Source organism: Niveispirillum sp. KHB5.9 (genome assembly GCF_048066115.1).
Taxonomy (GTDB): Bacteria; Pseudomonadota; Alphaproteobacteria; order Azospirillales; family Azospirillaceae; genus Niveispirillum.
Map to the genome: position 1 here is coordinate 989,619 of NZ_JBLTYX010000001.1, position 26,786 is coordinate 1,016,404.

Annotated in this window: 24 protein-coding genes; 8 read left to right on the plus strand and 16 right to left on the minus strand. The window is 67.2% G+C overall.

What is annotated here, in order from left to right; all coding sequences use genetic code 11:
- Positions 1 to 7 precede the first annotated feature (7 nt).
- The 5 genes from ACM9HJ_RS04020 to ACM9HJ_RS04040 all read left to right on the plus strand — a co-directional run bounded on the left by ACM9HJ_RS04020 (position 8) and on the right by ACM9HJ_RS04040 (position 4,602).
- Positions 8 to 583: an amino acid synthesis family protein gene (locus tag ACM9HJ_RS04020; protein ID WP_416570397.1), complete on the plus strand. Its 576-nt coding sequence runs from the start codon at positions 8 to 10 to the stop codon at positions 581 to 583.
- A gap of 124 nt (positions 584 to 707) precedes the next feature.
- Positions 708 to 1,904, plus strand: a complete 1,197-nt coding sequence (locus tag ACM9HJ_RS04025) for an amidohydrolase family protein (protein WP_416570398.1) — start codon at positions 708 to 710, stop codon at positions 1,902 to 1,904.
- 57 nt (positions 1,905 to 1,961) lie between these two features.
- Positions 1,962 to 2,468 (plus strand): flavin reductase family protein, encoded by a 507-nt coding sequence (locus ACM9HJ_RS04030; protein WP_416570399.1) that lies wholly within the window; start codon positions 1,962 to 1,964, stop codon positions 2,466 to 2,468.
- Positions 2,465 to 3,928, plus strand: coding sequence for a 4-hydroxyphenylacetate 3-hydroxylase family protein (locus tag ACM9HJ_RS04035; RefSeq protein ID WP_416570400.1), 1,464 nt, complete (start codon positions 2,465 to 2,467; stop codon positions 3,926 to 3,928). Before ACM9HJ_RS04030 ends, ACM9HJ_RS04035 begins: the two co-directional genes overlap by 4 nt.
- Before the next feature lie 107 nt (positions 3,929 to 4,035).
- Positions 4,036 to 4,602 carry a MarR family winged helix-turn-helix transcriptional regulator gene (locus ACM9HJ_RS04040; protein WP_416570401.1) on the plus strand — a complete coding sequence of 189 codons (567 nt, stop codon included), beginning with the start codon at positions 4,036 to 4,038 and terminating at the stop codon, positions 4,600 to 4,602.
- A 17-nt stretch (positions 4,603 to 4,619) separates the two neighbouring features.
- Here the strand turns inward: ACM9HJ_RS04040 and ACM9HJ_RS04045 are convergent, their stop codons facing one another.
- The gene (locus ACM9HJ_RS04045) at positions 4,620 to 5,171 is read right to left on the minus strand and encodes an aromatic-ring-hydroxylating dioxygenase subunit beta (protein WP_416570402.1); all 552 of its coding nucleotides are present in this window, start codon (positions 5,169 to 5,171) and stop codon (positions 4,620 to 4,622) included.
- Positions 5,158 to 6,444: an aromatic ring-hydroxylating oxygenase subunit alpha gene (locus tag ACM9HJ_RS04050; protein WP_416570403.1), complete on the minus strand. Its 1,287-nt coding sequence runs from the start codon at positions 6,442 to 6,444 to the stop codon at positions 5,158 to 5,160. The genes ACM9HJ_RS04045 and ACM9HJ_RS04050 overlap by 14 nt, the downstream gene beginning before the upstream one ends.
- 189 nt (positions 6,445 to 6,633) lie before the next feature.
- Here ACM9HJ_RS04050 and ACM9HJ_RS04055 point away from each other — a divergent pair, with 189 nt between their 5' ends.
- Both ACM9HJ_RS04055 and ACM9HJ_RS04060 read left to right on the plus strand, forming a co-directional pair.
- Positions 6,634 to 7,530 (plus strand): VOC family protein, encoded by an 897-nt coding sequence (locus ACM9HJ_RS04055; RefSeq protein WP_416570404.1) that lies wholly within the window; start codon positions 6,634 to 6,636, stop codon positions 7,528 to 7,530.
- A gap of 80 nt (positions 7,531 to 7,610) precedes the next feature.
- On the plus strand, positions 7,611 to 9,035 hold the full coding sequence (locus tag ACM9HJ_RS04060) for a M20/M25/M40 family metallo-hydrolase (RefSeq protein WP_416570405.1): 1,425 nt from the start codon (positions 7,611 to 7,613) through the stop codon (positions 9,033 to 9,035).
- Here ACM9HJ_RS04060 and ACM9HJ_RS04065 read toward each other — a convergent pair whose 3' ends face one another.
- Positions 9,036 to 9,896 (minus strand): HpcH/HpaI aldolase/citrate lyase family protein, encoded by an 861-nt coding sequence (locus tag ACM9HJ_RS04065; protein ID WP_416570406.1) that lies wholly within the window; start codon positions 9,894 to 9,896, stop codon positions 9,036 to 9,038.
- Positions 9,897 to 10,010: 114 nt separating this feature from the next.
- Here ACM9HJ_RS04065 and ACM9HJ_RS04070 point away from each other — a divergent pair, with 114 nt between their 5' ends.
- Entirely contained in the window at positions 10,011 to 11,183 is a 1,173-nt protein-coding gene (locus ACM9HJ_RS04070; RefSeq protein ID WP_416570407.1) for an acetyl-CoA C-acetyltransferase, read from the plus strand.
- Positions 11,184 to 11,210: 27 nt separating this feature from the next.
- Here ACM9HJ_RS04070 and ACM9HJ_RS04075 read toward each other — a convergent pair whose 3' ends face one another.
- The 13 genes from ACM9HJ_RS04075 to ACM9HJ_RS04135 form a co-directional block, all read right to left on the minus strand.
- Complete coding sequence (locus ACM9HJ_RS04075; RefSeq protein ID WP_416570408.1) at positions 11,211 to 13,370, minus strand: molybdopterin cofactor-binding domain-containing protein; 2,160 nt, start codon at positions 13,368 to 13,370, stop codon at positions 11,211 to 11,213.
- Positions 13,367 to 13,828 (minus strand): (2Fe-2S)-binding protein, encoded by a 462-nt coding sequence (locus ACM9HJ_RS04080; protein WP_416570409.1) that lies wholly within the window; start codon positions 13,826 to 13,828, stop codon positions 13,367 to 13,369. The genes ACM9HJ_RS04075 and ACM9HJ_RS04080 overlap by 4 nt, the downstream gene beginning before the upstream one ends.
- A gap of 219 nt (positions 13,829 to 14,047) precedes the next feature.
- Positions 14,048 to 15,733, minus strand: coding sequence for an acyl-CoA dehydrogenase family protein (locus ACM9HJ_RS04085; protein ID WP_416570410.1), 1,686 nt, complete (start codon positions 15,731 to 15,733; stop codon positions 14,048 to 14,050).
- A 3-nt stretch (positions 15,734 to 15,736) separates the two neighbouring features.
- Positions 15,737 to 16,624, minus strand: coding sequence for an enoyl-CoA hydratase (locus ACM9HJ_RS04090; protein ID WP_416570411.1), 888 nt, complete (start codon positions 16,622 to 16,624; stop codon positions 15,737 to 15,739).
- A 110-nt stretch (positions 16,625 to 16,734) separates the two neighbouring features.
- Entirely contained in the window at positions 16,735 to 17,517 is a 783-nt protein-coding gene (locus tag ACM9HJ_RS04095) for an SDR family NAD(P)-dependent oxidoreductase (protein ID WP_416570412.1), read from the minus strand.
- A gap of 29 nt (positions 17,518 to 17,546) precedes the next feature.
- On the minus strand, positions 17,547 to 18,782 hold the full coding sequence (locus tag ACM9HJ_RS04100; protein WP_416570413.1) for a CaiB/BaiF CoA transferase family protein: 1,236 nt from the start codon (positions 18,780 to 18,782) through the stop codon (positions 17,547 to 17,549).
- Positions 18,779 to 19,978: an acetyl-CoA C-acetyltransferase gene (locus ACM9HJ_RS04105; RefSeq protein WP_416570414.1), complete on the minus strand. Its 1,200-nt coding sequence runs from the start codon at positions 19,976 to 19,978 to the stop codon at positions 18,779 to 18,781. Before ACM9HJ_RS04105 ends, ACM9HJ_RS04100 begins: the two co-directional genes overlap by 4 nt.
- Positions 19,979 to 20,126: 148 nt before the next feature.
- Positions 20,127 to 21,275: an acyl-CoA dehydrogenase family protein gene (locus ACM9HJ_RS04110; protein ID WP_416570415.1), complete on the minus strand. Its 1,149-nt coding sequence runs from the start codon at positions 21,273 to 21,275 to the stop codon at positions 20,127 to 20,129.
- 16 nt (positions 21,276 to 21,291) lie between these two features.
- Positions 21,292 to 22,128, minus strand: coding sequence for an FAS1-like dehydratase domain-containing protein (locus tag ACM9HJ_RS04115; RefSeq protein WP_416570416.1), 837 nt, complete (start codon positions 22,126 to 22,128; stop codon positions 21,292 to 21,294).
- Positions 22,125 to 23,354, minus strand: a complete 1,230-nt coding sequence (locus ACM9HJ_RS04120) for a CoA transferase (RefSeq protein ID WP_416570417.1) — start codon at positions 23,352 to 23,354, stop codon at positions 22,125 to 22,127. Before ACM9HJ_RS04120 ends, ACM9HJ_RS04115 begins: the two co-directional genes overlap by 4 nt.
- 4 nt (positions 23,355 to 23,358) lie before the next feature.
- On the minus strand, positions 23,359 to 24,360 hold the full coding sequence (locus ACM9HJ_RS04125; RefSeq protein ID WP_416570418.1) for an NADP-dependent oxidoreductase: 1,002 nt from the start codon (positions 24,358 to 24,360) through the stop codon (positions 23,359 to 23,361).
- An 18-nt stretch (positions 24,361 to 24,378) separates the two neighbouring features.
- Positions 24,379 to 25,497, minus strand: a complete 1,119-nt coding sequence (locus tag ACM9HJ_RS04130; protein ID WP_416570419.1) for an acyl-CoA dehydrogenase family protein — start codon at positions 25,495 to 25,497, stop codon at positions 24,379 to 24,381.
- A 25-nt stretch (positions 25,498 to 25,522) separates the two neighbouring features.
- Positions 25,523 to 26,704 (minus strand): acyl-CoA dehydrogenase family protein, encoded by a 1,182-nt coding sequence (locus tag ACM9HJ_RS04135; protein WP_416570420.1) that lies wholly within the window; start codon positions 26,702 to 26,704, stop codon positions 25,523 to 25,525.
- Between the last annotated feature and the right edge of the window lie 82 nt (positions 26,705 to 26,786).

Below are 26,786 nucleotides of genomic sequence, written 5' to 3' on the forward strand. Positions count from 1 at the left end.
AACAGGCATGAAAATCGTCAAGCTGTTGAGCTTCATCGAGGAAAGCTTCGCCGAGGCGGGGCGGGATGCCGACCGGCTGCTGCGCAAGGTGGTGGTGGCCGGCATCGTGGAGAATCCTTATGCCGGCCGCCCCTATCAGCAGGACCTGTCCGTCCTGATCGAGGGCAGCCGCAGCGTCGGCCATGCCATCACAAGGCGCGGCGTGGAGCTGATGGGAACGGAAAAGGTGGAAAGCTACGGCAAGGGCGCCATTGTCGGCCTGGCCGGGGAGCAGGAGCATGGCGTCGCCATGCTCACCACCATCTTCGGCGACATCATGCGCGACGCGGTGGGCGGCGGGGCGGCCTGGGTCTCCTCGGCCACCAAGATCGGCGGGCCGGGGACCAGCATCGACATTCCGCTGGCCTACAAGGACGCGCTCTATGTCCGCTCCCACTATGACGCGATGAGCGTGACGCTGCATTCCGCCCCCCTGCCCGACCAGATCGCCGTGATCTGCGGTTTCGCCAATCGCGGCCGGCTGAACCAGCGGGTGGGCGGTGTCGCCAAGGAAGAGGCCAAGGGCTTGGACGGGCTGAGATAGAGCTGTTTCCGGGTGACCGGAAGCAGCTCCGGCGGCGACTGCCGCCGCACCGCACATGCGGCGTAGCCAAGCCGCCGGATGGCGGCGCCGGCGACTGAGGAACAAGTCCAAAGGAGACTGGGCCATGAAACTCGCCATCACCAACATCGCCACCATCGTCAGCGGCGATTTCCGCAACCCCTTCGTGGCCGGTGACACGATCCTGTGCGACGGCGGGCTGATCCGATCCGTCGGCACGGCCGATGCCGCGACGGTGGAGGCGGCGGACATCGTCATCGACGCGCGCGGCGGCACCGTCTGTCCCGGCTTCATCGACAGCCAAGTGCATAACACCTTCGGCGATTATACGCCCCGGCAGAAGACGGTGGGCTTTCTGGAAAGCTATGTCCATGGCGGCACCACCACCAGCATCAGCGCCAGCGAGGTGCATGTGCCGGGCCGCCCCCGCGACCCGGCCGGGATCAAGGCCCTGGCCCTGGCAGCACACAAATGCTTCGAGCATTACCGGCCGGGCGGCATGCGGGTGCATGCCGGATCGGTGATCCTGGAGCCGGGGCTGGTGGAGGCGGATTTCCATGAATTGCGCCGCGATGGCGTCTGGCTGGCCAAGGCGGGTTTCGGCAATTTCCCCAGCCCCTTCGATTATGCCCCGCTGATCGGCTGGGCACGCGACGCCGGGATGATCACCACCGTCCATACGGGCGGAGCGTCCATTCCCGGTTCGTCGCCCATCCGCGCCGCCCATCTGCTGGCCATGCGGCCACACGTCTCCTTCCATGTCAATGGCGGGCCGGTGGCCCTGCCCGATGCGGAATATGAGCTGCTGACGCGGGAGAGCGACATCGCCCTGCAGGTCTGCACGGCCGGCAACCTGCGCACCAGTATCCTGTGCGCGGAACTGGCGTGCCGTCACGACCAGTTCCACCGTTTCCTCATCGCCACCGACACGCCGACGGGCAGCGGGATCATGCCGCTGGGCATGATCTACACCATGATCAACCTGGCATCACTGACCGACATGCCGCCGGAATGGTTCATCGCCGCGTCCACCGGCAATGTCGCCGATATCTATGGCCTGAATTGCGGCCATCTGCGGCCGGAGCGCGATGCCGATCTGGTGATCATGGATGCACCGGTGGGGGCCACGACCGACACGGCCCTGGCCGCCATGAAGAATGGCGACCCGCCCGGCATCGGCGCCGTCATCACCGCCGGCGTGCCCCGCTTCGTGGGCCGCAGCCGCAACACCCCCGCGCCGACACGGATGCCTGTGGTGGCACGGTGCAGCCTGCCACTGGATCTGACGGGTGCCGGTCATTGAATTGGGCCCTTAAAGCTTTGTCAGAAAGCTATCTTTAAAATATGGGGAGGCACCGGCATGAACCCGGCGGACGATCCACGCGCCTTGCGCACCCTTTTCGGCCGCTTCGCCAGCGGTGTGGTGGTCGTCACCTGCGGCAACGGGACGGAGGTGCACGGGATGACGGCGAATTCCTTCGTCTCCGTCTCGCTCTCCCCGCCTTTGCTGCTGGTGGCCGTGCGGCGGCAGGCGCGCCTGCATGAGAAGATGCTGGCCCATCCCCGTTTCGGCATCTCCGTCCTGGCCGACGACCAGGGCGACCTGTCCCGGCATTTCGCCGGCCAGCCGGTGCCGGGCCTCATCCCCCGTTTCACCGAACAGGCCGGCGTTCCCGTGCTGGCCGGTGCGCTGGCCTGGATGGCCTGCGCGCGCCATGACGAATGGGGCACCGATACCCACACCCTGTTCATGGGCCGGCTGCTGGATGGCGGCCATGCCGGGGAAGGAAGGCCGTTGCTGTTCTTCGGCGGCGGCTATCACGCCCTGCCTCCCGCCCCTCCCGCGTTTGAAGGATGCGAAGCATGACCGCGATCAAGGATGGCGACCGCCATATCAGCAGCCTGCGCGACGGGCGCACCGTGCATCTGGACGGAAAGCTGGCGGGTGACGTCACGCTGCACCCGGCCTTCCGCAATGCCGTGCGCTCCGCCGCCGCCCTCTATGACATGCAGGCGCGTCCGGAGAATGTGGAGCGGATGACCTTCACCTCCCCCACTTCCGGCGGGCAGGTCGGGCGGGCCTGGCAGATCCCGCGCAACCACCGGGAGATGGTGGAGCGGCGCCAGGCGCTGGTGGCCTGGGCCCGCATGCATGGCGGCTTCCTGGGCCGGTCGCCCGACCATGTCGCCTCGGCCCTGACCGGGCAATATATGGGGCTGGACCGGTTCCGCACCGCCAACCCCCGGCTGGCCGCCAATTTCGCCGCCTATTACGAACAGGCGCGCGATGCCGACCATTACCTGTCCTACGTCATCATCAACCCGCAGCTGGACCGGTCGAAGGCCACGGGGGAGCAGGCGTTCGACGATGTGATCATGCGGGTGGTGGACGAGGATAGCAGCGGCATCATCGTGCGCGGGGCCAAGATGATGGGCACCGGCACCATCCTGTCGAACGAGCTGTTCGTGGCCAATCTCCAGCCCCTGCGCAAGGGGGAGGAGGATTACGCCGTCTCCTTCGCCATTCCCATGGGCACGACGGGCCTGAAGATCCTGTCACGCAAATCCTATGAGGCGCACGCCGTCAGCGCCTTCGACAACCCGCTGGCCAGCCGCTTCGATGAGAATGACGCGCTGGTCTGGTTCGAGGATGTGCATGTGCCCTGGGAACGGGTGTTCGTGCATCGCGACACCGACATGGCCCGCGACCAGTTCCACGGCACGCCTGGCCATGTCTTCCAGAACTACCAGGCGCAGATCCGCCTGATGGTGAAGCTGAAATTCCTGGTCGGCGTGGCAAGGCGGCTGGCCGACACGCTGGGCACCATCGCCCTGCCGCCGGTACAGTCGATCCTGGGCAAGCTGGCATCCGACGCCGCCGCGGTGGAGGCGTTCGTGGCCGGCATGGAGGCCACGGGGGAAGAGGTTGGCGGGGCCTGGCTGCCCAACCGCCACATGCTCTATGCCGCCCAGGTCTTCACCCAGGAACTCTATCCCCGCTTCATCGACATGATCCGGGAACTGGCAGGTGGTGCGCTGATCATGCTGCCCTCCTCGGCCGCCGATTATGGCGACCCGGCCCTGGCCGCCACCATCGACCGCATCCAGCAATCGGGTGCCTGCACGCCGCGCCAGCGGGTGCGGTTCCTGAAACTGGCCTGGGACGCGCTGGGATCGGAATTCGCCAGCCGGCATCTGCAATATGAGATGTTCTACGCGGGCGCGCAGTTCGTCACCCGCGGCCACAGCTTCCGCACCTATGATTGGAAGGGGGCCGGGGCCCTGGTCGATGCCCTCATCGACCAAGGCGAAATGCCGGTGGAATAGGCACCGGCCCTTGCACATGCAACATGCCGTGCACGATATAGGGGGAAATCGCCCTTCGATGCGCGATCCAGGCCGGTATGCCGGCTATCAAGAACGGGTGTGGGCGGATGGTTGAAGAGGGCAGCGGAAAAGACAAGGGCCGGACAGCGGCCGCCCCCACCGTGACGCGCGATGCGCTGCTGGTGGAGGGGCGCGACGACGCGTTCCGCGCCTTCGTCCATGCGGCCCTGGCCTTCAGCAGCCGGCTGACGGCGGTGCGCGACGGGTTCGGCCGGCTGATCGGGCTGACCGGACCGCAATATACGATCCTGGTTTCCATCGACCATCTGCAGGAGCTGGGCGACGTCAATGTCAAGACCGTGGCCGAGCATCTGAGCCTGTCGGGCACCTTCGTGACGACGGAGGTCAACAAGCTGGTGGCCAAGGGCCTGGTGCGCAAGCTGCGCGACACCAATGACAGCCGCCGCGTGCTGCTGCTGACCACACCGGCTGGGCGGCGCAAACTGGTGGAACTGTCGCAGGTCCAGCAGCCGGTCAATGATGCGCATTTCGGGTCGCTGAGCGCGCCCGACTTCGCGGCCCTGCGCCGCCTGATGCCGGTGATGGTGGCCGATACCGACCGGGCGCTGGAACTGCTGGACCGGTTGGCACGGGGGGAACGGCCGGCGGAGTGATCCCCGCCGGCGGTGGATCACAACAATGTCGGCAATTCGATCCCGTCCAGGCTGTTCAGCAGCACGGCGCGCTTCACCCTGATCCGCCAGCCATCGGCGGACGGGGTCAGCCAGTAATCCAGGCCGACGACATAATCCACCATCGGCCGCCCCGTGCGATGTTCGAACACATGGGCATTGGCCATCACCCGCCGGTCACCGCCCATCGCCCAGGCTTCCACATTGCCGATCAGGTGGCGCATGCGGCGGTCGGGTTCCTGGTTGTGGGCGAAGCCGGTGCGCAGGCGGGTGATGCGGTCCTCCAGCCGCCGGCGGTCATCGAAGGCGATGTTGACCGTATTGCGCGGATCGGCCGTATCATCCATCGGCACCCAATAGATGCCGTCATAGGCCACCAGCGACAGCCAGCCGGTGAAATCCCGCCGGTCCAGCAGCCGTGCCTCGTGATAGAGGAAGGCCGCGCATTCGGCGACCAGGCCAGCATCCGTGGCGGGCCCGAGTGCCGCACCATCCGCGCGCCAGCGCAGCAGGGCCGCGTAATCGATCCCGGTCTGATCATTCGGTGACAAGCTTCACCTCGCTTTCCATGATGTGGCGATAGGCCATCAGATAATTGCGCATCGGCCCCTCGTCGGTGGGGCGCACCGTTTCCCCCTGCCCGTCGGTGCCACCCAGATGCAGGCCGCGATCCATGAAGACCCATTCGGATTCCGGCGCCTGCAGCCCCTCCCAGCAGCGCTCGAACGATTCCATGTCGTCCACCTCACCGAAATTGGGGAAATCCTCGGCGATGCGCATGCGCAGCTCGTTCACCTCCGGCTCCGCCCCGGCCAGTGCCGTCGCGTACCAGGTCAGCTGCGTGCGGTCATGGGCCAGCGGTTCCACCACCTGGATCTGGTTGCCGATGATCAGCAGGTTGGGGAAGATATTCAGGTTGATGCCGGCACCGGGCGCCCCCTCCAGCGCGGCATGCGCACCGTCCGGGCCCAGCCGTTCCACCAGCCCATCGGCCAGATGCTCGCCCCCCGGCGTCGGCCGCACCCGGTCCCACAGCGACGGGCCCATGCCCGGCCGCTGGTGCAGCAGCCCGTGGCCATAGGGGAAGGTGCGGCAATACATCGGGCTTTCGTCCGGATTGCGGGCGAAATGCGATCCGCCGCGCCCCGTGCCGTTGCGGATGCGCGTCATTTCGAACAGGGAGCGGTGGCCGAAGGCGGGGTGGTAGCCATCGGCGGCATTGTCCCAGGCCAGTTTCCAGTTGCCATGATAGGTGCCGCGATAGGCACCCGACCGCACCACCAGGTCCCGTCCCGGGGCCCGGTCGATGAACCGGTCCAGATAATCCGCCGCCCCGCCCAGATAGTCCGTCAGGGAAGGCATTTCCGGGTTCAGGGTGGCGAAGATGAAGCCGCGATAGATTTCCACCCTGGGAATGCGGCGCAGACCGCGCGCCCGCTTGTCCAACGGCACGCCATAGGCGTCGGCGAAGGGGGCGGCCAGCAGGTCGCCATTATTGCGGTAGGTCCAGCCATGATAGGAACAGGTGAAGCGGCTGGCGGTGCCGCTGGCCGCCTGGCAGACCGTGGCCGCCCGATGCTCGCAGCGATTGTAAAGCGCATGGATGATGCCCTGGGCATCGCGGGTGACGATCAGCGGCCGCAGCCCCATCCGCACCCGCTTGAAACTGTTGGCCTCGGGCAGTTCCGACGCATGGCAGAGATAGGTCCAGGTGCCGCCGAACACCTTGCGCATCTCGTCTTCAAAGAGGGAGGGGTCGGTATAGACGGACCGGTGCACCCGGTCCGCCTGGATCAACCGTTCCCAATCGCGTGTGCCGCTCATCGCCTGTTCCGCCCCTGGCCTGTCATGTCGGGGACAGCTTATCGGCGGGCGGCGGTGGGCCGCTAACAGGTCCGGGAAGGCATGATCGCGATCCGGCAAGAATGCGGTTCCACATCCCGCTCCCACCCTTTGCCGCCATCCCGCCCGACCCTAGAACCAGGGGGCGGACGACAAGCGATGGAGGGAACGATGGGTGTCACGCAGCTGGGTTATGTCGGCATCGGCACGACAAGGATGGAGGCATGGCGCGACACGGTCACCGGCGTCATCGGGGCCGAGATTTTGGACCCGGTTGCCGGCGATGACGCGATGCGCCTGCGCATCGACGCCATGCACCACCGGCTGGCCATCCGCCCGTCCGACCGCGACGACGTGCTCTATGCTGGCTGGCAGGTGGAAAGCGCGCGGGAGATGGATCGTCTGGTCGCAGCCCTGGACAAGGCCGGGGCCCGACCGCAGGAAGGCGATGCCGCCACCTGCGCCGACCGGCATGTCGACCGGCTGGTGCGCTTCACCGATCCGGACGGCTACGCCAACGAGCTTTATCTAGGCCCGGAACATGGGACCGAACCGCTGCGTCCCAGCCTGCCGGTTTCCGGTTTCACGGCCGGCACGCTGGGGCTGGGCCATGTCGTGCGGCATTGCCGGCGGTACCGGGAGATGGTGGATTTCTATGCCGACATCCTGAGCTTCCGGATTTCCGACCGTATCGTCTGGGCCGACATGGACGGCACCTTCATGCGCTGCAATCCGCGCCATCACAGTCTGGCCCTGCTGAACGAATCCCTGGGCATGGGCAGCGGGGAGACCAACCATGTGATGCTGGAATATGCCAGCCTGGACGATGTCGGCCGCGCCTATGACCGGGTGCTGCGCCGGGGCGACCCGGTGATCATGAGCCTGGGGCGGCACAGCAACGATGCCACCACCTCCTTCTACTTCGTCTGCCCGTCGGGCATGGGGATCGAGCTGGGGACCGGCGGCGTGCTGGTCGATGACGCGGATTGGCAGGTGAAAACCTTCACCACCACCCGGATATGGGGTCACCTGCTGCCCCATGAACGCAATGGGGAGGCACGCGGGTAGGACTGTCGGGCTGAACAGGTGGACATGGAGCTGTCCGAGTATAATAATGCACTTATGTGCAATATTTGATGGGACAGACCATGCCACGCAGATCGTTCGCCGCTGTTGCGACCGCAGGATTTCTGCTGTCGTCATGCTTCACGGCGATGGCGGGTGAGACCCCACCGCCCCTGCGGCCCGACCAGTCGGCCTTCGTCGATCTCTATCGCGAGCTGGTGGAGACCGACACCAGCCAAGCCACGGGCGACTGCACCCTGGCCGCCAACCGCATGCTTGCCCGGCTGCGCAAGGCGGGGTTCGGGGCCGGACAGGCGGACATATTCGTGCCCGATGGGCATCCCAAGGATGGCGGGCTGGTGGCCCGGCTGGACGGCACGGACGCCAAAGCGCCCGCCATGCTGCTGGTCGACCATATCGATGTGGTGGCGGCACGGCGGGAGGATTGGCCGCGCGATCCCTACACGCTGGTGGAGGCGGATGGCTATTTCATCGGGCGCGGCGTCATCGATGACAAGGCCCTGTCCGCCATCTGGGTGGACAGCCTGATCCGGCTGAAGGCGGAAGGGTTCCGGCCCCGCCGCACCATCAAGATCGCGCTGACCTGCGGGGAGGAAAGTGGGGAGGCCGTCAATGGCGTGAAATGGCTGCTGGAGAACCGGCGGGACGCGGTGGCGGCCGGTGTCGCCTTCAATGAAGGCGGTTACGGCATGACCGATGCGGATGGCAAGCCGCGGGCGCTGTATCTGGCGGTGGGGGAGAAACATTCCCAGACCTTCCTGATCGAGGCGCGCAATCCCGGCGGCCACAGTTCCCGCCCCCGCGCCGACAATGCCATCTATGACCTGTCCCAGGCATTGCTGCGCATCCGCGACCTGGCGTTTCCCATCCGCATGACCGATGCCAACCGCACCTATTTCGACCGGATGGGCAATGTGGTCGGCGGGGAAATGGGGGCGAAGATGCAGCGGCTGGCCCAGGGCAAGGCCGATGCCGCCACCATCGCCGCCGTCACAGCCCATCCCGTCTACAATGCCACCCTGCGCACCACCTGCGTGGCCACGACGCTGGAAGGCGGGCATGCGGTGAATGCCCTGCCGCAGCGGGCGCGCGCCCATATCCAATGCCGCCTGTTCCCCGGCGACAGCGTGGCGGAGACGGAGAGGCTGCTGCGCGACGCCATCGGCGATGCCAGGGTGGAACTGTCCCGCGTGGGGGAGGCCGGCGTGGTGGCGGTACCGCCACCGCTGGACCCGGCCATCGTGGAACCGGCCGAAGCCGTGGCGCGGGAACTGTTCCCCGGTCTGCCGCTGATCCCCACATTGCTGACCGCCGGCACGGATGGCCGCTATCTCAGCGCCGCCGGCATTCCCACCTATGGCATTCCCGGCATCCTGCTGGACGCCGATGGCAATGGCGCCCATGGCGTCGATGAGCGCATCCGGGTGCGCAGCGTCATGGAGGGGCGCGATTACCTCCACGCCCTGATCAAGCGCTACGCCCGATGATCAGGACGGGGCCCGTGCCAGCAGGGCGCGGGCCCGCAGCACCACGGGCAGGTCCACCATCGACCCGTCCAATGTCGTCACGGCTGCCCCTGCCGCCTGGGCATTGTCCCAGGCGGCCAGGACGCGGCGGGCCAGATCCAGTTCCGCCGCACTGGGCTGGAAAACCTGATTGGCGGCCCGGACCTGGTTGGGATGGATGCACAGCGCACCGGTGACGCCATATTCCGCCCCCCTACCCGCCGCCGCGACGCAGGCATCGACATCCCGAAACTGCGCGATGGACAGGGGCACGGCCAACGCCATCAGGCCACGGGTCGCGGCGGCCAGCGCCACTTGCCGGCTGGGCAGGTCCAGCAGGGCCGGTGTCGGCGCCACGCCCATGGAGACCGCAAAATCCTCCGGCCCCAGGGCCAGGCCGATGACACGCGGACAGGCGGCCAGGTCGGCGGCCACCGCCAGCCCGGCCGGGCTTTCCACCAGCACGATCAGGCCGGTATGACCGGGCGGCAGGCCGCGTTCGGCCTCCAGCTCATCAATGATGGCGGACAGCACCGTCAGGCGGGCGACATCCTCCACCTTCGGTACCATGATCGCCCGCACGTCGGGGCCGATGGCGGCCTTGAGGTCTTCCAGGGCCGCCAGCCAGCCGGCATTGACCCGTACCACCACCGCCGGCCCGGCGGCGGCAACCGCCGCGGCGGCCACTTCCAGTCCCGCCCGTGCCGCCGGTTTGGCGGCGGGCGCCACCCCATCCTCCAGGTCCAGGATCACGGCATCGGCACCCGACGCCGCCGCCTTGCCCCGCCGCACCCCGTCATCAGCGGGCACGAACAGCAGGGAACGCCAACGGGTCGACAACATGGGTGCGGCCCCTCCCTGGGCGGTCATTTAATTCACTTGGATAATGCGCTTGACGGAGAATGCCGGCAATGAAATTGTATCCGGTAACGCAAATTTAAGAAGCACGAGGGGAAGATGTCCGAGGCGTTCATCACCGCCGTGGCGCGCAGCGCCGGCGGCAAGCGGGGGGGACGGCTGGCCGGCTGGCACCCCACGGATCTGGCCGGTGCCGTGCTGCGCAGCCTGGTGGAACGGTCGGGCGTGGACCCGGCGGCGATCGAAGACGTGATCATGGGCTGCGCCTGTCCCGGCGGGGAACAGGGTGCCAATATCGGCCGCTATGCCGCCCTGTCGGCCGGCCTGCCGGAAAGCGTGCCGGGCACGACGGTGGACCGCCAGTGCGGCTCGTCGCAGCAGGCGCTGCATTTCGCCGCTGCCACGGTGATGACCGGCCAGATGGATGTGGTGATCGCGGCCGGCGTGGAAAGCATGACCCGCGTGCCCATGGGCCTGCCCTGGACCCTGCCGGCCCAGCATGGCTATGGCACCTATCGCAGCCCCGGCCTGGAGGCGCGGTATCCCGACACGCCCTTCAGCCAGTTCAAGGGTGCTGAGATGCTGGCGGCCAAGTACGGCTTCACGCGTGAGGAGCTGGACCGCTACGCCCTGGAAAGCCACCAACGCGCGGCGGCCGCCACCAGGGAAGGGCATTTCAAGGGAGAGATCGTGCCCCTGACCGTCACCCTGCCCGACGGCACCATTGTCATCCATGATACCGACGAAGGCATCCGTGCCGAAGCCACGCTGGAAGGCATCGGGTCCGTCAAGCTGTTGCAGGAGGGCGGCTGCATCTCCGCCGCCAATGCCAGCCAGATTTGTGACGGGGCCGCCGCTCTGCTGGTGGTGAACGAAGCGGGGTTGAAGCGCCTGGGCACCAGGCCGCTGGCCCGCATCCACCAGATGACAGTGTTGGGCCATGACCCGGTGATCATGCTGGAAGCCCCCATCCCGGCCACGGAAAAAGCGCTGAAGAAGGCCGGGATGCGCCTGGACGAGATCGACCTTTACGAGGTGAACGAGGCGTTCGCGCCGGTGCCGCTGGCCTGGGCCAAGGCGCTGGATGCCGACCCGTCCCGCCTGAACGTGCATGGCGGCGCCATCGCGCTGGGCCACCCGCTGGGTGGCAGCGGTGCCAAGCTGATGACCACGTTGGTCAGCGCGCTGCACACCCATGGCAAGCGCTATGGCTTGCAGACCATGTGCGAGGCCGGCGGCATGGCCAATGTGACGATTGTTGAGCGGCTGTAACGACAACGGGGGCTGCGGCCTCCGTCCTTACGCCTTCACCAATGGCAGCGCCGTCACCGGCCTGCCCGTCAAGGCCAGCAGCGCATTGGCGACCGCCGGCCCGATGACGGGGGTTCCCGGCTCCCCCACCCCGGCCGGCGGCCGGTCCGACGGCAGGATATGCACCTCCACCGAAGGCGCCTCGTTCATGCGCAGCACGCGGTAGGTGTCGAAATTGGTGGTCTGGACCACGCCATCCACAATCTTCACCTCCCCGAACAGGCTGTAGGACAGGCCATACATCAACCCGCCCTCCATCTGTGCGCGCACCTGATCGGGGGAGACGGCGATGCCGCAATCCACGGCCACGGTGACCCGACGCACGCGCGGTTCGCCATCGACCAGCGAGACCTCCGCGACATTGGCGACGGTGGACCCGAAGCAATGATGCACGGCCAGCCCCCGCGCCCAGCCGGGCTCCAGGTCCGTGCCCCAGCCGGACTTTTCCAGTGCCAGTTCCAGCACCGCCAGATGGCTGTCGGCCCCGGCGCGGCGATAAAGTTCGCGGCGGTAATCGGCGGGATCGATGCCGGCCTTGCGCGCCAACTGATCGACCATATGTTCCATGGCCATGGCCGTGTGCGTGGCCCCGACGGAGCGCAGCCACAGCACCGGGATGCGCGTGGGCGGATGGTAGACCCTGGCATCGACGGCAGGCGTGGCCTTCAGGTACGGGCTGTCGACCGTCCCCTCCACCCCATGCTTTTCCACCCCGTCCTTGACGGCGCCGGCGAACGGTGTGCCGGTCAGGATGGAGGCGGTGACCAGCCGATGCTCCCAGGCGGCGGGATAGCCATCCTTGTCCAGCGCCACGCGGGCGCGGTGATGGGTCAGCGGTCGGTAATAGCCGGCGGCCATGTCATCCTCGCGCGTCCAGACCAGCTTGACCGGCGTGAAGCCGCCCACGGCACGGGCGATCTCCACCGCCTCGCGCTGGTAATCCGACGTGGCGACGGAGCGGCGGCCGAAGCTGCCACCGGCCGGCAGGGTGACGATCTCCACCTCTTCCGGCGCACCGCCCAGCAGCTTGGCGATGTTGCGCTGATCCACCGTGTGGTTCTGCGTGCCGAAGCTGAGGCGGCAGCGCGTGCCATCGACCTGCGCCACGCAATTCATCGGCTCCATCGTGGCATGGGCCAGGAACGGCAGGGCCAGCTCCATCGTCACGACCTTGCCCTTCAGCGACGACGCGTCTCCATGGCTAACGAAGGGGGCGAACGGTGCTTCACGCATGCCCGCCGCCATCTCCCGATATTCGGTCTGGATGGTATCCGACGAGCGCATTTCCGCCGCCGCATCGTCCCATTCCACCACCAGCGCGTCGCGACCCTGACGGGCGGCATAGGTGTTGCTGGCCACCACCGCGACGCCGCTGGTGATGGGCACGATCTTCACGACACCCGGCACCGCGCGGGCCGCCACATCGTCGAATGTCGCCAGCCTGCCGCCGAAGCGCGGGGAATGGGCAACCATGGCGACCAGCTGGCCGGGCAGCTGCACATCCTGGGTGAACACGGCCTTGCCCGTGGATTTGGCCGCCGCATCCAGGCGGGTGACACGCTGCGTCCCGATCAGGCGGAATTCCGTGGGCTGCTTCAGCACCAGCTCGGCCGGCGGCGTCAGGGCTGCGGCCGCCGTGATGAAAGCACCGATCCCGGCGCTACGGCCCGACGCGGCATGGGCGATCACCCCGTCGCGCACCGTCACCTCGCCCACCGGCACGCCCCATTCGGTGGCCGCCGCCTGCACGAGCACGGCACGGGCAGCGGCACCGGTGCGGCGCAGGTCGAGCCAGCTGTCGCTGATGGAGGCGGAACCGCCGGTGATCTGCAATTTGAAGGAGGCGCGGGCGAAGCGGGTCGGATCGGCGGGGGCCGTCTCCACCCGCACCTTGGACCAGTCGGCATCCAGTTCCTCGGCCACCAGGGCGGCCATACCGCTCTGCGCCCCCTGCCCCAGTTCGGAGAATTTGGCGATCACGGTGACGGTGCCATCGGATGCGATGCGCAGGAAGGGACCGAAATCGGCCAGGGCCACCGCATCCGGTTTCGTACCGGGAATAAGGCGCCCGACCAGCAGGGCACCACCGCCCGCCGCCAGGACGGCGCCGAACAGAACCGCGCGGCGGCTGGGCTTGAACCCGCTCATGCCGGTCCCCCTTTGGTGATGCCGGCGGCGTCCTTGATGGCGGCGCGGATGCGGTTATAGGTGCCGCAGCGGCAGATATTCCCCGACATGGCGTCGGTGATCTGGTCGTCGGTGGGCTTGGGCGTTTCCGCCAGCAGGGCGACGGCGGCCATGATCTGGCCCGACTGGCAATAGCCGCATTGCGGGACATTGTGGCGCTGCCAGGCCTGCTGCAAAGGATGGTCGCCGCCCAACCCCTCGATGGTGGTGATCTTCATCCCCTTCACGCTGTCCAGCGGCGCGACGCAGGCGCGGATGGGCGTGCCATCGGCCAGGACGGTGCAGGCCCCGCATTGGGCCACGCCGCAACCATATTTCGTGCCGGTCAGGTGCAGATGGTCGCGCAAGACCCAAAGCAGTGGCGTATCGGGTGCCGCCTCCACAATCATGTCGCGACCATTGATATGCAGCACCGCCATTCAGCTTTCCTCTGTTCCTCAAACGCCGGAGCGACTTTCCTTGGACCGGAATCCTCCCCGCCCTCGTCATCCCGGCGAAAGCCGGGGCCCAGGGGCCACAGGATCAAACCTTGAAGCAGCTTCCATCGACGCTGTGGCAAGGTCGGGCATTTGGCCTCTGGGTCCCGGCGTCGCCGGGATGACGAAAAGGGGAATACTTCCAGTCAAAGGAAAACCGCTCTAGTTCCCACCATCCAGCAACCGCCGTGCGATCACCTGCGCCTGGATCTCGCCGGCCCCTTCGAAGATATTGAGGATGCGGGCATCGGCCAGCAACCGGCTGGCGGCATATTCCATGGCAAAGCCGTTGCCGCCATGGATCTGCAGGGCATTGTCCGCCGCCGCCCAGGCCACGCGGGCGGCCACCAGCTTGGCCATCCCGGCCTCCAGGTCGCAGCGCTTGCCGCCATCCTTCTGCCGGGCGGCGAAATAGGTCAGCTGCCGCACGCCCAGCAATTCCGCCGCCATCATCGCCAGCTTGTTGGCCACGCGCGGGAATTCGATGATCGGGCGGCCGAACTGGATACGGTCCAACGCATAGGACAGGCCGGTTTCCAGCCCCGCCTGCGCCACGCCGACGGCGCGGGCCGCCGTCTGGATGCGGGCGCTCTCGAACGTGGCCATCAGCTGCTTGAAGCCCTGGCCCTCCACCCCGCCCAGCAGGTTGGCGCGATCGACATGGAACCCGTCGAAGCCGATCTCATATTCCTTCATGCCGCGATAGCCGATGACCCCGATCTCCCCGCCGCTCATGCCCTGGGCGGGGAACGGGTGCTCCACCGTGCCGCGCGGCTTGGTGGCCAGCAGCATGGACAGGCCGCGATAATCGGTCGTCGCCGGGTCGGTGCGGACCAGCAGGGTCATCACATCGGCGCGGGCGGCATGGGTGATCCAGGTCTTGTTGCCCGTCACCACATAATCACCACCATCGATGACCGCACGGGTGCGCAGGGCCCCCAGGTCGGACCCGGTATTGGGCTCGGTGAACACCGCGGTGGGCAGGATTTCGGCCGACGCGATCCTGGGCAGCCACTCTTTCTTCTGCGCCTCCGTCCCGCCGCACAGGATCAGCTCGCCCGCGATCTCCGACCGGGTAGCCAGGGAGCCGACGCCGATCCAGGCGCGCGACAATTCCTCCGACACCACGCACATGGCGGTCTTGCCCATGCCATGGCCGCCATATTCCTCCGGAATGGTCAGCCCGAACACGCCCATGGCGCCCAGTTCATCCACCAAGGCGATGGGGATCAGTTCATCCTTCAGGTGCCATTCATGGGCGAAGGGGACGATCTTCTCCTCCCCGAAGACATGGAACTGGTCACGGACCATCTCCATCGTCTCGTCCAGGCCCGTGCGTTCCAGCGTCGGGCGGCCGCGTGCGGCGACCAGCAGTTCGGCGATGCGGGTCTTCACGCCCTGGGTGGCGCCACGCGCCAGCTTGGCCAAGGCCGGCGCCTGCAACAAAGCCAGGATGGCGGGATCGTCGGCCAGATCGGATGCGCGGATCACCTCCCCCTGGTTCATGGGGATGCCGCCGGAAAGCTGTGCGGCATATTCGGCGAACAGCAGCTGCGACAGCAGCGCCTCGGTCTCCCCGAACAGCCCGCCACCATCCAGCCGTTCCGCCCAGCCAGCCACCTGGTTCAGCAGTTCGGCGTAGGCGCAGAACCAGCCATAGCCATGGACGATATGCTGTTCCAGATCGGCCAGCCGCCGGTCGACCTTGCCGCCCACGGCGATGCGGGCCAGCACGGGCGCGCGGGCCGCCGCCACGAAAGCCTGGGCCGCCGTCGCCGCATCGCGCAGCAGCGGCACCAGACCGGGCAGGACCAGGGGTTCATTCTTCACATTTGCCGGAATGGCCATCGTTCAACCCTTCTCCGCCTCGCCGGCCGCCGCCTTGTTGGCGGCCGACATGGCCTTGGCCCCCATGCTCATCACCAGATTGCCGGTGACCAGCTGGTTATGGGCATGCGCCAGGTGATGCATGTGGAACAGCGCATCCATGGAGGTGCGCTTGCCCCGGATATTTTCCACGAAATTCATCGCCTGCTTGGCCAGCGCCATGCCGAAGGTCGGGTGGCTGGCCAGTTCGGCGGCAATGGACGCCGTCTGGCTTTCCAGTTCCGCGCGCGGCACGACGCGGTTGATCAGGCCGAAATCATAGGCGCGCTGTGCCGGCATGCGCAGGCCCAGCATGATGAATTCCCGCGCGATGCGCGGCGGCAGGTCGAACATGTGCGCCGAATATTCCACGCCCGGCACGCCCATGCGCACCACCGGGTCCTGGAAATAGGCATCGTCCGACGCCACGATCAGATCGCAGACCATGGCCAGCATCACGCCGCCGGCGATGCACGCCCCCTGGACCATGGCGATGGTCGGCTTTGGTATTTCCTGCCAGCGGCGGCACAGGCCCAGATAGGCGTCCTGCTCCAGCACATATTGCGCCTCCGCCCCCTCGCGCGTCAGGTGGTCGCCCCACAGATGCACACGCTCGCGCGGCAGGTGTCGGTCCTTGGCCGGCGTGCCCAGATCGTGCCCGGCGGAGAAATGCTTGCCCTGCCCGCCCAGCACGATGGCCCGGACCCCGTCATCCTCCACCGCCCGGCGGAAGCAGTCGTCCAGCTGGTTCAGCAGCCGGTAATTCTGGGCATTGCCGCATTCCGGCCGCGCCAGCCAGATCCAGGCGACGGCGTCCTTCACCTCGTACTTAACGAACATTTCCGGCTGGCTGGCGTCCGACGCGTTTTCCATATTCCGTCCCTCATCGGCATTATTTGCACTGTAGTGCAATTTTAAGGACAAGCCAAGCCCAACCCAAAGGGCCTTTCCCTCCGCCGTCCCTGGAAAAACTCATAGGCCGATTAGCGGGGCGCCATGCGGATGGCGCCGTCCAGGCGGATATTCTCGCCATTCAGGTAGGTGTTGCCGATGATGGAGAGCGCCAGCGCTGCGTACTCCTCCGCCTTGCCGAAGCGCTTGGGGAACGGCACGCTGGCGGCCAGCGACTGTTTCACCGCGTCGGCGGCCCGGCTCATCAGCGGCGTGTCGAAGATGCCGGGCAGGATGGCGTTGACGCGGATGCCGTCATTCATCAGGTCGCGGGCCACCGTCAGGGTCAGGGACGTGATGCCGCCCTTGGACGCCGCATAGGCCGCCTGACCGATCTGCCCGTCCTGGGCCGCCACGCTGCTGGTATTGATGATGACCCCGCGCTCGCCATCCTCCAGCACCTCCAGACCCAGCATGCCCTGGGCCGACTTGGCCACACAGCGGAAGGTGCCGACCAGGTTGATCTGGATGATGCGGTCGAAGGCGTCGATGGGGAAATGCCTGGTCTCCCCCGTCGCCTTGTCGCGGCTGGCGGTCTTCACGACATTGCCCGTGCCGGCGCAATTGACCAGGATGCGTTCCTGCCCGTGGGCGGCGCGGGCCTTGGCGAAACCGGCATCCACGCCCGCCTCGTCCGTCACGTTCACCGCGCAATAGACGCCACCGATCTCCGCCGCCAGCGCCTCGCCCGTCTCCGGGTTCATGTCGAAAATGGCGACCTTCACGCCCTGGGCGGCCAGGGCACGGGCCGTAGCGGCCCCCAGGCCGGAGGCGCCACCGGTGACGATGGCAGCGATGTCGTTACCCAGCTTCATGTTCAATCCTCCCTCAGACCGGTCGCGCTTCAATCGCGATCGGCAATGATCCCGGCCTGTTTCAGCCCATCCAGCTCGCCATCGCCCACATCCAGCCAGTCGGCAAGCGCGCTCATCGTATGTTCGCCCAGGCGCGGCGGCGGCCGGTCGAACCGGGCCGGGGTGGCCGACAGCTTGGCCGGATAGGCCACGGACGGGACAGCCACCCCGTCGGCGCGTTCAAACCGGTGGACGGTGCCGCGCGCTTCCACGAACGGGTCCTGGAACACCTGTCCGATATCATTGACCGGACCCGCCGGCACACCCTTGCCCGGAAAGGCCGCCATCAGGTCGGCCACCGCGAACCGCCCGATGATCCCCTGCAGCAGCGGTTCCAGCACGGCGCGGTTGATCACCCGCTTGGCATTGGTGTCGAAGCGCGGGTCGCTGGCCAGTTCCGGTACACCCAGCACGGCGCACATCGCCGCATACTGCCCGTTATTGCCGACGGCGACGACGATGGGGCCGTCCGCCGCCTCGAACATGCGATAGGGCACGACGGTCGGGTGGGCATTGCCCAGCCGGCCCGGCGGCTTGCCGCCTACAAGGTAGGACAAAGCCTGGTTGGCCAGCATCGATATCTGGGTGTCCAGCAGCGAACAGTCGATCAACTGCCCCTCCCCCGTCTTCTCCGCATGGCGCAGCGCCATCAGGATGCTGACGGTGGCATACATGCCGGTGGAAACATCGGCCATGGCCACGCCGGGCTTGATCGGCGGGCCGTCCTTCTCCCCGGTGATGCTCATCATCCCGCCCATGGCCTGGGCCACGAAATCATAACCCGGCCGGTCGGCATAGGGGCCGGTCTGACCGAAGCCGGTGATGGAGCAATAGACCAGCCTGGGATTGACCGCCCTCAGGCTCTCATAATCCAGGCCGTATTTCTTCAAGCCACCGACCTTGAAATTCTCCACCAGGATGTCGGCCTGCGCCGCCAGCCTTCGCACCAGCGCCTGACCTTCCTTGGTTGCCAGATTGATGGCGACGGAGCGCTTGTTGCGGTTGCAGGACAGGTAATAGGCGCTCTCCCCCGCCCCGTCCCAGCCTTCCTCGCGCGGCAGATCGGGCGGGCCCCAGCTGCGGGTGTCGTCGCCGACGCGCGGTGCCTCCACCTTCATCACGTCGGCGCCGAAATCGGCCAGGATCTGGGTGCACCAAGGACCGGCCAGCACCCGCGACAGGTCCAGCACCTTCACGCCCGCCAGGACCGCTTGCCCGCCCATCATCGTGCCCGCTCGAAGATCGCCGCCAGCCCCTGGCCGCCGCCGATGCACATGGTCTCCAACCCATAGCGGCCGTCGCGCCGGTGCAACTCGCGCAGCAGATTGGCCAGGATGCGGCCACCGGTGGCGCCGATCGGGTGGCCCAGCGAGATGCCGGAACCATTGACGTTCAGCTTGTCGCGATCGTCCCAGCCCCAGCCCTTCAGGCAGGCCAGCACCTGTGGCGCGAACGCCTCGTTCAGCTCCACCAGATCGATATCCTTCCAGCCCAGGCCGGTGCGGGCGAACAGCCGTTCCACCGCCGGCACCGGGCCGATGCCCATGCGCGACGGCTCGCACCCCGCCGCCGCCCAGCTATGGAACCAGGCCATCGGCTCCAGCCCCAGTTCGGCCAGCTTGTCCTCCGCCACCACCAGACAGGCGGCGGCGGCGTCGTTCTGCTGGCTTGCATTGCCGGCGGTGACGATGCCGCTCTTCTCGATGGGCCGCAGCGCGCCCAGCGTCTCCATGGACGCGTCGGGACGGTAGCCCTCGTCATGGGCGAACAGGATGGGATCGCCCTTCCTCTGCGGGATCGGCACGGGCACCAGTTCGTCGGCGAAGCGGTTCTCCGCCCAAGCCCGTGTGGCACGGCTGTGCGACATGACGGCGAATTCGTCCGCCTGCTCGCGGGTGATGCCATAATCCTTGGCCAGGTTTTCCGCCGTTTCGATCATGCCGCTGATCACGCCGAACCGCGCGATGGGCTGCGACATCACCCGGCCACGGGTCAGCCGGTCATGCATGGTGACGGAGCCGGAACGCGCGCCACGGCGCATGTCGGTGGAGTAGTACTCGACATTGCTCATGCTCTCCACGCCGCCGGCGATGACCACATCGGCCGCCCCGGTCTGCACCATCATGGCGGCGTCGATCACCGATTGCAGGCCGCTGCCGCAGCGTCGGTCAAGCTGATAGCCCGGAATGCGGATGGGCAGGTCGGCGGCAAGCGCCGACCAGCGGGCGATGCAGGCCGCCTCGCCATTGCCGTAGCCCTGGGCGAAGACCACATCGTCGATGCGCTCCGGGTCCAGCTTGGTGCGCTCCACCAGCGCCTTGATGATGATGGCACCCAGATCGCCGGCCTGGATATTGGCCAGCGATCCGTTGAACTTGCCTACCGCCGTGCGCAGCGGGGAAACGATTGCGGCTTTGCGCATGATCTTGTTCCTTCCGACCCTATACCCAGTCTCGGTGATCGTGACCGATCACCGACCTCAATCGCCGGCGCCACCATCCGGTGGCTTGGCTACGCCGCATGTGCGGCGCGGCGGCAGTCGCCGCCGGACCAGTCCCCAGGGACTGGTCTTAGGCCTCCGCGCCGCGCAGCATCTCGCGGGCGATGATGAGCTGCTGGATCTGGGACGTGCCCTCATAGATGCGCAGCAGGCGGACGTCGCGATAGAAGCGTTCGACCTTGTATTCGGCCATGTAGCCGGCGCCGCCATGGATCTGCACGGCCCGGTCGGCCACCCGGCCCACCGCCTCGGTGGAGAAATATTTCAGCGCCGATGCCTCCAGGCTGACCTTCTCCCCGGCATCGAAGCGGGTGGCGACGGAACACATCAGCGCCTCGGTGGTCAGCGTGTCGACCTTGCTGTCGGCCAGCAGCGCCTGCACCAGTTGGAAATCGGCGATGCGCTGGCCGAACTGCTTGCGCTCCATGGCATAGCGCAGGCTCATATCGACCAGACGGTCGCACATGCCCAAAGCCACCGCGGCGATATGGATGCGGCCGCGATCCAGCACCTTCATCGCCGTCTTGAAGCCGCGCCCCGGCACGCCGCCGATGATGTTGGCCGCCGGCACCAGCACATCGTCGAAGATCACGTCGCAGGTCATCGCCCCCTTCTGGCCCATCTTCTTGTCCGGCTTGCCCAGGCTGATGCCGGGCGTGTCGGCGGGCACGATGAAGGCGGAAATGCCGCCAGAGCCCTTCACATCGGCTTCGGTCCGCGCCATCAGGGTGAACATGCTGGCGCGGGGCGCATTGGTGATGAAACGCTTGGTGCCATTGACGCGGTAATAATTACCTTCCCGCACGGCCGTCGTGCGCAGCGATGCCGCGTCCGACCCCGCCTCCGGCTCCGTCAGGGCGAAGCTGGCCACCGCCTCACCGGCCGCCAACCGGGGCAGCCATTCCTGCTTCTGTTCCGGCGTGCCGTCCATGACGATGCCCTGGGACCCGATGCCCACCGTGGTGCCGATGACGGAGCGGAAGACCACCGACGCGCGGGTCAACTCGCGGATGATCGCCGCCTCCTCCGCCATGGTCAGGCCCAGGCCGCCATGTTCTTCTGGCACCGACAGGCCGAACAGGCCCAATTGGCCCATCTCCTTGATGATCTCGGCCGGCACGGCATCGTCATGTTCCACCCGGTCTTCCGCCGGGATCAGCCGCTCATCGACGAAGCGGCGCACCGTGCCGCGCAGAAGGTCGAAGGTCTCGATATCCATGGGATTCTTTCCCGTTTCAGCTTGCCGCCGTGGCGGTCATGGCGACGGTGCCGTCGCAGCGGACGGCCTGGACGAAGCCCGGCTCCGCCCCCGGCGACAAAAGGATGGGCTGGTTGGCGAACAGAGGTGCGGCGGCGCGGAAGCCGAAGCGGCGCAATGGTGCGCCCGCCTGTTCCGCCGCCAGTCCATAGAGCCGGGCCGCCGTGAACGGCCCATGCACGACAAGGCCGGGATAGCCTTCCTCGTCCATCGCATAGGGCAGATCGTAATGGATGCGGTGGCTGTTGAAGGTGACGGCGGAGAAACGGAACAGCTCCACCGGACCCGGCCGCCAGACCCGGTCGACCTCGCCGACCCGCAGCCGCGTCTCTTCGATCGGCGCCACAGGGACGCCGGCGGGGCGATAGACGATGGTCTGGCGCTCCCGCACCTTCACCACCCCGTCCTGGGCGATCTCGCGATCCACCTCGACAAACACCAGATCGCCGCTGCGGCCCGGCTTGTGCCGGACATCGGCGATGGTGGCGGTCAGGGTCGCGGCCTTGCCCAGGACCAGCGCGTCACCGAATTCCATAGCGGCGGCGCCAAACATGCGCCGGGAAAGGCTGACCGGCGGCAGGAACCCGCCGCGCATCGGGTGCCCGTCCGGGCCGATACGGTCGGCGGCGACCACGGGCAGGAAGAAGGCCCAGTGGGCCAGCGACGGTTGCCGCCGCTCGACATCCAGATCTTCGCCCAGGGCCGCCGCGTACCGGCGCAGCGCTTCGGCATCCAGAGTTTCGGTGCGGGCCTCGCTGCGGCCGATCCAGCCGCGCCATTGCTCCAGTTCGGTGGGGTCGACGGTACTGGTCATGCGTCCCTCTCCATCCCGGCGACGATGCCGCCATCATGCAGCCGGCCGATCTCCCCACTGCCCAGGCCCAGCACATCGGCCAGAACCTGATCGGTATGTTCACCCAGGCGGGGCGCAGGTGTCAGGGGCAGGCGTTCGGCGCCGGCCAGGGTCGCGGCGGGGCCGGACGCGGCATAGTGCCGGCCGCTGGGATGCGACAGGGTCTGGAAGATCGGGTTGGCGGCGAACAGCCGTTGGTCGCCCGTCACCGCCTGATGCAGCGTCTGATACCGGCCCCAGGTGACGCCGCTGGCATCGAAGGCGGGGGCCAGCTGGTCGAACGTGCTTTTGCCGATCGCGGCTGCGAACAGCGGGAACAGGCGCTGGCGGTGCAGGAAGCGCTGGCCCTCATCGGCGGTGAAGGACACGCCCAGTTCCGCCTCCAGTGCTGCCACCGGGGCGCCCAGCGACAGCACCTTCAGCAGGCCCGTCCATTGCCGCGGCGTGATGGCCACCACCATCACCCGCTCCCCGTCGGCGGTGGTGAAATCACGCCCGAAGGCGCCGAACAGGTCGTTGCCCATGCGCGGCCGGTCGCCACCACCCTCCAACACCTCCGCCACCGCCCCGATATGCGACAGGCTGGAAGCGACAAGGTCGGACAGGGGGATGCGGATTTCACGGCCGATACCGCTGCGCCGCCGGTCACGCTCCGCCGCCAGCAGGGCGAAGGCGGCATAGGCGCCACCCAGCAGGTCCCAGGCCGGCAGCACATGATTGACCGGGTCGGTCCCATCGGCCGGCCCCGTCATCAGGGGCAGGCCCGACGCGGCATTGACCGTGTAATCCACCGCCGGCGTACCATCGGCCCAGCCCATGATGCGGGCGCAGATGATGTCGGCCCGCTTGGCTCGCAGCGCGTCGAAGGACAGGAAACCGTCGGCCGGATAATTGGTCAGGAACAGGCCGGCATCCTCACCCGGTGCCGTGGCCAGGGCCAGCGCCAGTTCGCGCCCCTCCGGGCTGGACAGGTTCAACGCGATGGATTTCTTGCCCTTGTTCAGCCCTTCCCAATAAAGGCTGCTGCCATTACCGGCCAGGGGCCAGCGGCGGAAATCCGGGCCGCCGCCGATATTGTCGAAGCGGATCACTTCCGCCCCCATCTGCGCCAGATGCAGGCCACAGGACGGGCCGGCGATGAAGGCCGACCCTTCCACGACGCGCAATCCCTTCAGGATATCGTACATGGCGTCAGATCCTCACCAGCACGCGGCCCAGATTGTCGCCGCCGAACAGGCTGAAAAACGCGTCCAGCGCATGGTCGATGCCGTCATGCACGGTCTCCGCCGCCTGGATCAGGCCGGCCTGGTACCATTGCGTCACGTCGCGCAGGAACTGTTCCTCCAGATGCAGATAGTTCAGCACGATGAAGCCCTGCAGGCGCAGCCCCTTCACCACCACCTGGGTCAGGTTGCGCGGGGCCGCCGACGGTTCGGTGGCATTGTACTGGGAGATCATGCCGCACAGCGCGAAGCGCCCGCCCGGATTGGCGATGGCGATGGCCGCCTGCAGATGGTCGCCGCCGACATTGTCGAAATAGACGTCGATGCCGGCCTTGGCCTCGCGCGCCAGGGCCTTGGTCAGGCTGGGTTCGGCCTTGTAGTCGATGACGCCGTCCAGCTTCAGCGTGTCGCGCAGGAACGCGGTCTTCAGCGCCCCGCCCGCCGCCCCGATCACCCGGTTGCCCTTCAGCTTGGCGATCTGGCAGACGACGGAACCGACCCCGCCCGACGCCGCCGACACGAACACCGTGTCGCCCGCCCGCATGTCGGCGATATGCAGCAGCCCGGTATAGGCGGTCAGGCCCGTCATGCCGGCAAAGCCCAGATAGGCCTGTTCGGGCAGCACCGAGCAGTCGCGCTTCTTCAGCGCATCCGCCGGGGCGTTGAACAGTTCCCGCCAGCCCAGGCGTGACCAGACCACGTCGCCCGGTGCGAAATCGGGATGGTTGGACTGCTCCACGACGCCGGTCGCCGGCCCTTCCATGGGCGCGCCCAGGGCAAAGGGCGCGACATAGCTTTTCGTCTCCCCCATGCGGCCGCGCATGGCGGGATCGACCGCCATCCAGCGGTTGCGCACCTGCACCTCGCCGGGACCGGGGGGCGGCACGGTCACGGTGGCTAGCTCGAAATTCTCACGCACCGGTGCGCCCACGGGGCGGCTGACCAGGCGGATTTCACGCGAAAGGCTCATCTGCCTCTCCTTGCTTTCTCAATAGCCGCAGAGGCGGGCATAGCGTTCGCGGTGGAAAGCGGCGTTGCCGAAGCTCATATCCGCCACCCGCGCCCGCTTCAGGTAGAAGCCGGCATCATGTTCGTCGGTCATGCCGATGCCGCCATGCAGCTGGATCATCTCCGTCGCCATGCGGCGCAACGTGTCGCCGGCCAGTGCCTTGGCCAGCGATGCCAGGACGGGGATATCCTCCCCGCCCTCGTCCAGCGCCGTCAGCGCCGCTTCCACCGCCGACCTTGTCAGCTCCAGTTCGGCATAAAGGTTGGCGGCGCGGTGCTGCAAAGCCTGGAACTGGCCGATGATGCGGCCGAACTGCTTGCGGGTCTTCAGGTAGTCCAGCGTCGTCTCGAACGCCTGTACCGCCGCCCCCAGCATTTCCGCCGCCTGACAGATGCAGGCGCGGTCCAGCACCCGGTCCAGCACCCCTTGCCCTTCACCAGGCGGCGACAGCAGGGCGTCGGCCCCCACCGCGACATTGTCGAAGCGGAGGATGGCGGCACCGCGCGGCAGCACCTCCTGCAACGGATGTCGACCAAGGCCGGGAGCCGAGCCATCAACCAGGAACAGGGCCACACCGTCCGCCGTGCGCGCCGGCACGATGAACAGGCCTGCCGCCATGCCGAACGGCACCGGCCGCTTCACGCCCGACAGGCGCCAACCGGCCCCGTCACGCTCGGCCGCCAGTTCCACCTGGCGCTGCGGATGACGCCGATCCTCGTCCAGCGCCAGCACGGCCACCAGCTCACCACTGGCGATGGCGGGCAAGAAACGTTCCTGCGCATCCCTGTTGCCGGCCAGGACCAAGGCCCCCACCGCCGCCACGGCACTGTCGATCAATGGCGAGGGCAGCAGCGTGCGGCCCAGCCGTTCGACGATCAGGCCCAGGCTGAGATGGCCGAAATCGCTGCCGCCGAATTCCTCGGGCACCAGGATGCCGGTCCAGCCCATCTCCGCCATTTCGGCATAAAGCGCCGGATCGAACCCCGTCTGCCCATCGCCTTCCCGCAATCGCCGCAGCGCGGTGACGGGCGCGCGGTCGAGCGCCCATGCCTCCGCCCCATCGCGCAGCATGCGTTGTTCCTCGCTGAGGACAGCCATCGGCCCCTCCTCCTGGTGTTCTTTGTTATTGGTAATCGGGCAGGTTCAGAACCCGCTTCGCCGTGATGTTGTTCTGGATCTCGAAGCTGCCGCCATAGATCGAATAGGCCTTGCCGTGCAGCCAGGCCCGCGTGGCCTCCAGCTCGTCAACCTCGTACCCCGGGCCCTCCCAGCCCAGGCCGCGATTGCCCATGATCTCCACGATCAGTTCGCCGCGTTCCTGCGACACGTCCGACCCCAGGTTCTTCACCGCCGACAGGGCGGGCGACGTACCGGTGCCGGCCTTCGCCTCCCTGGCCGCACGCTGGAAGGTCTGGGAATAGGCGCGCGAGCGCATGGAATTCAGGATCAGCCGGCGGCGCAGGTCGGGATCGGCGATGCGGCCGTCCGCATCCTCCCCGACATAGCGCTTGGCCAGCGGCGCCAGGCTGGGCGCTTCCGCCCGGTTGCCGGCCAAGCTGTCGCGTTCGAACTGCAGCAGGCGCTTGGCGACGGCCCAGCCCTGGTTGACGCCGCCCACGACATTCTCCTTCGGTACCTGCACATCGGTCAGGAACACCTCGGCGAAATGCGTGGTGCCGGAGATCAGGGTGATCGGCCGCGCCTCCACCCCCGGACTGGACATGTCGATCAACAGGAAGCTGATGCCCGCCTGCTTGCGGCTGTTATCGGTGCGCACCAGACAGAAGCACCAATGGGCATGGTTGGCGCCCGAGGTCCAGATCTTCTGGCCATTGACCAGCCAATGATCACCCTGGTCGATGCATTTGGTCTGCAACGACGCCAGGTCGGACCCGGCACCGGGTTCGGAAAAGCCCTGGCACCAGCGGACAGTCCCCTTGGCGATGCCGGGCAGAAACCGCAGCTTCTGTTCCTCGTCGGCATATTCCAGCAGGGTCGGCCCCAGCATCATCATGCCGTAGCTGCGATTGGGGTTGAAGGCGCCGATGCGCGCCATTTCCTGATTGATCACCGCCTCATACGCACGGGACAAGCCCGCACCACCATATTCCGGGGCCCAGGTCACGGCCCCCCAGCCCTTGTCCGCGATTCGACGCAGCCAAAGCTGGAAATCCGCATCGGCGTCGGCCAGCGCGCCATCATTGTGATAGGGCTGCGGGTTCTTATAGGCGAGTGAAACCGGAAAATTGGCCTTCAGCCATTCGGCGACTTCAGCTCTGAACCCCTGCTCCACATCGTCTGCCATTTCAGCCAACTGTTCCGTTACCGCCCCCGTGAGGGCGTGGTTCCGGCGATGCCGCCATCCGTGCCGCCGGCCCCGCCAACGG

What these genes read in the sequence shown, in the direction of transcription:
- ACM9HJ_RS04075 (WP_416570408.1), bottom strand. Translation starts at nt 13,370, where the DNA reads ATGAGCGGGTTCAAGCCCAGCCGCCGCGCGGTTCTGTTCGGCGCCGTC.
- ACM9HJ_RS04115 (WP_416570416.1), bottom strand. Translation starts at nt 22,128, where the DNA reads ATGACCAGTACCGTCGACCCCACCGAACTGGAGCAATGGCGCGGCTGG.
- ACM9HJ_RS04120 (WP_416570417.1), bottom strand. Translation starts at nt 23,354, where the DNA reads ATGTACGATATCCTGAAGGGATTGCGCGTCGTGGAAGGGTCGGCCTTC.
- ACM9HJ_RS04070 (WP_416570407.1), top strand. Translation starts at nt 10,011, where the DNA reads ATGTCCGAGGCGTTCATCACCGCCGTGGCGCGCAGCGCCGGCGGCAAG.
- ACM9HJ_RS04030 (WP_416570399.1), top strand. Translation starts at nt 1,962, where the DNA reads ATGAACCCGGCGGACGATCCACGCGCCTTGCGCACCCTTTTCGGCCGC.
- ACM9HJ_RS04125 (WP_416570418.1), bottom strand. Translation starts at nt 24,360, where the DNA reads ATGAGCCTTTCGCGTGAAATCCGCCTGGTCAGCCGCCCCGTGGGCGCA.
- ACM9HJ_RS04020 (WP_416570397.1), top strand. Translation starts at nt 8, where the DNA reads ATGAAAATCGTCAAGCTGTTGAGCTTCATCGAGGAAAGCTTCGCCGAG.
- ACM9HJ_RS04065 (WP_416570406.1), bottom strand. Translation starts at nt 9,896, where the DNA reads ATGTTGTCGACCCGTTGGCGTTCCCTGCTGTTCGTGCCCGCTGATGAC.
- ACM9HJ_RS04055 (WP_416570404.1), top strand. Translation starts at nt 6,634, where the DNA reads ATGGGTGTCACGCAGCTGGGTTATGTCGGCATCGGCACGACAAGGATG.
- ACM9HJ_RS04095 (WP_416570412.1), bottom strand. Translation starts at nt 17,517, where the DNA reads ATGAAGCTGGGTAACGACATCGCTGCCATCGTCACCGGTGGCGCCTCC.
- ACM9HJ_RS04135 (WP_416570420.1), bottom strand. Translation starts at nt 26,704, where the DNA reads ATGGCAGACGATGTGGAGCAGGGGTTCAGAGCTGAAGTCGCCGAATGG.
- ACM9HJ_RS04050 (WP_416570403.1), bottom strand. Translation starts at nt 6,444, where the DNA reads ATGAGCGGCACACGCGATTGGGAACGGTTGATCCAGGCGGACCGGGTG.
- ACM9HJ_RS04105 (WP_416570414.1), bottom strand. Translation starts at nt 19,978, where the DNA reads ATGCGCAAAGCCGCAATCGTTTCCCCGCTGCGCACGGCGGTAGGCAAG.
- ACM9HJ_RS04025 (WP_416570398.1), top strand. Translation starts at nt 708, where the DNA reads ATGAAACTCGCCATCACCAACATCGCCACCATCGTCAGCGGCGATTTC.
- ACM9HJ_RS04080 (WP_416570409.1), bottom strand. Translation starts at nt 13,828, where the DNA reads ATGGCGGTGCTGCATATCAATGGTCGCGACATGATTGTGGAGGCGGCA.
- ACM9HJ_RS04085 (WP_416570410.1), bottom strand. Translation starts at nt 15,733, where the DNA reads ATGGCCATTCCGGCAAATGTGAAGAATGAACCCCTGGTCCTGCCCGGT.
- ACM9HJ_RS04100 (WP_416570413.1), bottom strand. Translation starts at nt 18,782, where the DNA reads ATGATGGGCGGGCAAGCGGTCCTGGCGGGCGTGAAGGTGCTGGACCTG.
- ACM9HJ_RS04110 (WP_416570415.1), bottom strand. Translation starts at nt 21,275, where the DNA reads ATGGATATCGAGACCTTCGACCTTCTGCGCGGCACGGTGCGCCGCTTC.
- ACM9HJ_RS04060 (WP_416570405.1), top strand. Translation starts at nt 7,611, where the DNA reads ATGCCACGCAGATCGTTCGCCGCTGTTGCGACCGCAGGATTTCTGCTG.
- ACM9HJ_RS04090 (WP_416570411.1), bottom strand. Translation starts at nt 16,624, where the DNA reads ATGGAAAACGCGTCGGACGCCAGCCAGCCGGAAATGTTCGTTAAGTAC.
- ACM9HJ_RS04130 (WP_416570419.1), bottom strand. Translation starts at nt 25,497, where the DNA reads ATGGCTGTCCTCAGCGAGGAACAACGCATGCTGCGCGATGGGGCGGAG.
- ACM9HJ_RS04040 (WP_416570401.1), top strand. Translation starts at nt 4,036, where the DNA reads ATGGTTGAAGAGGGCAGCGGAAAAGACAAGGGCCGGACAGCGGCCGCC.
- ACM9HJ_RS04035 (WP_416570400.1), top strand. Translation starts at nt 2,465, where the DNA reads ATGACCGCGATCAAGGATGGCGACCGCCATATCAGCAGCCTGCGCGAC.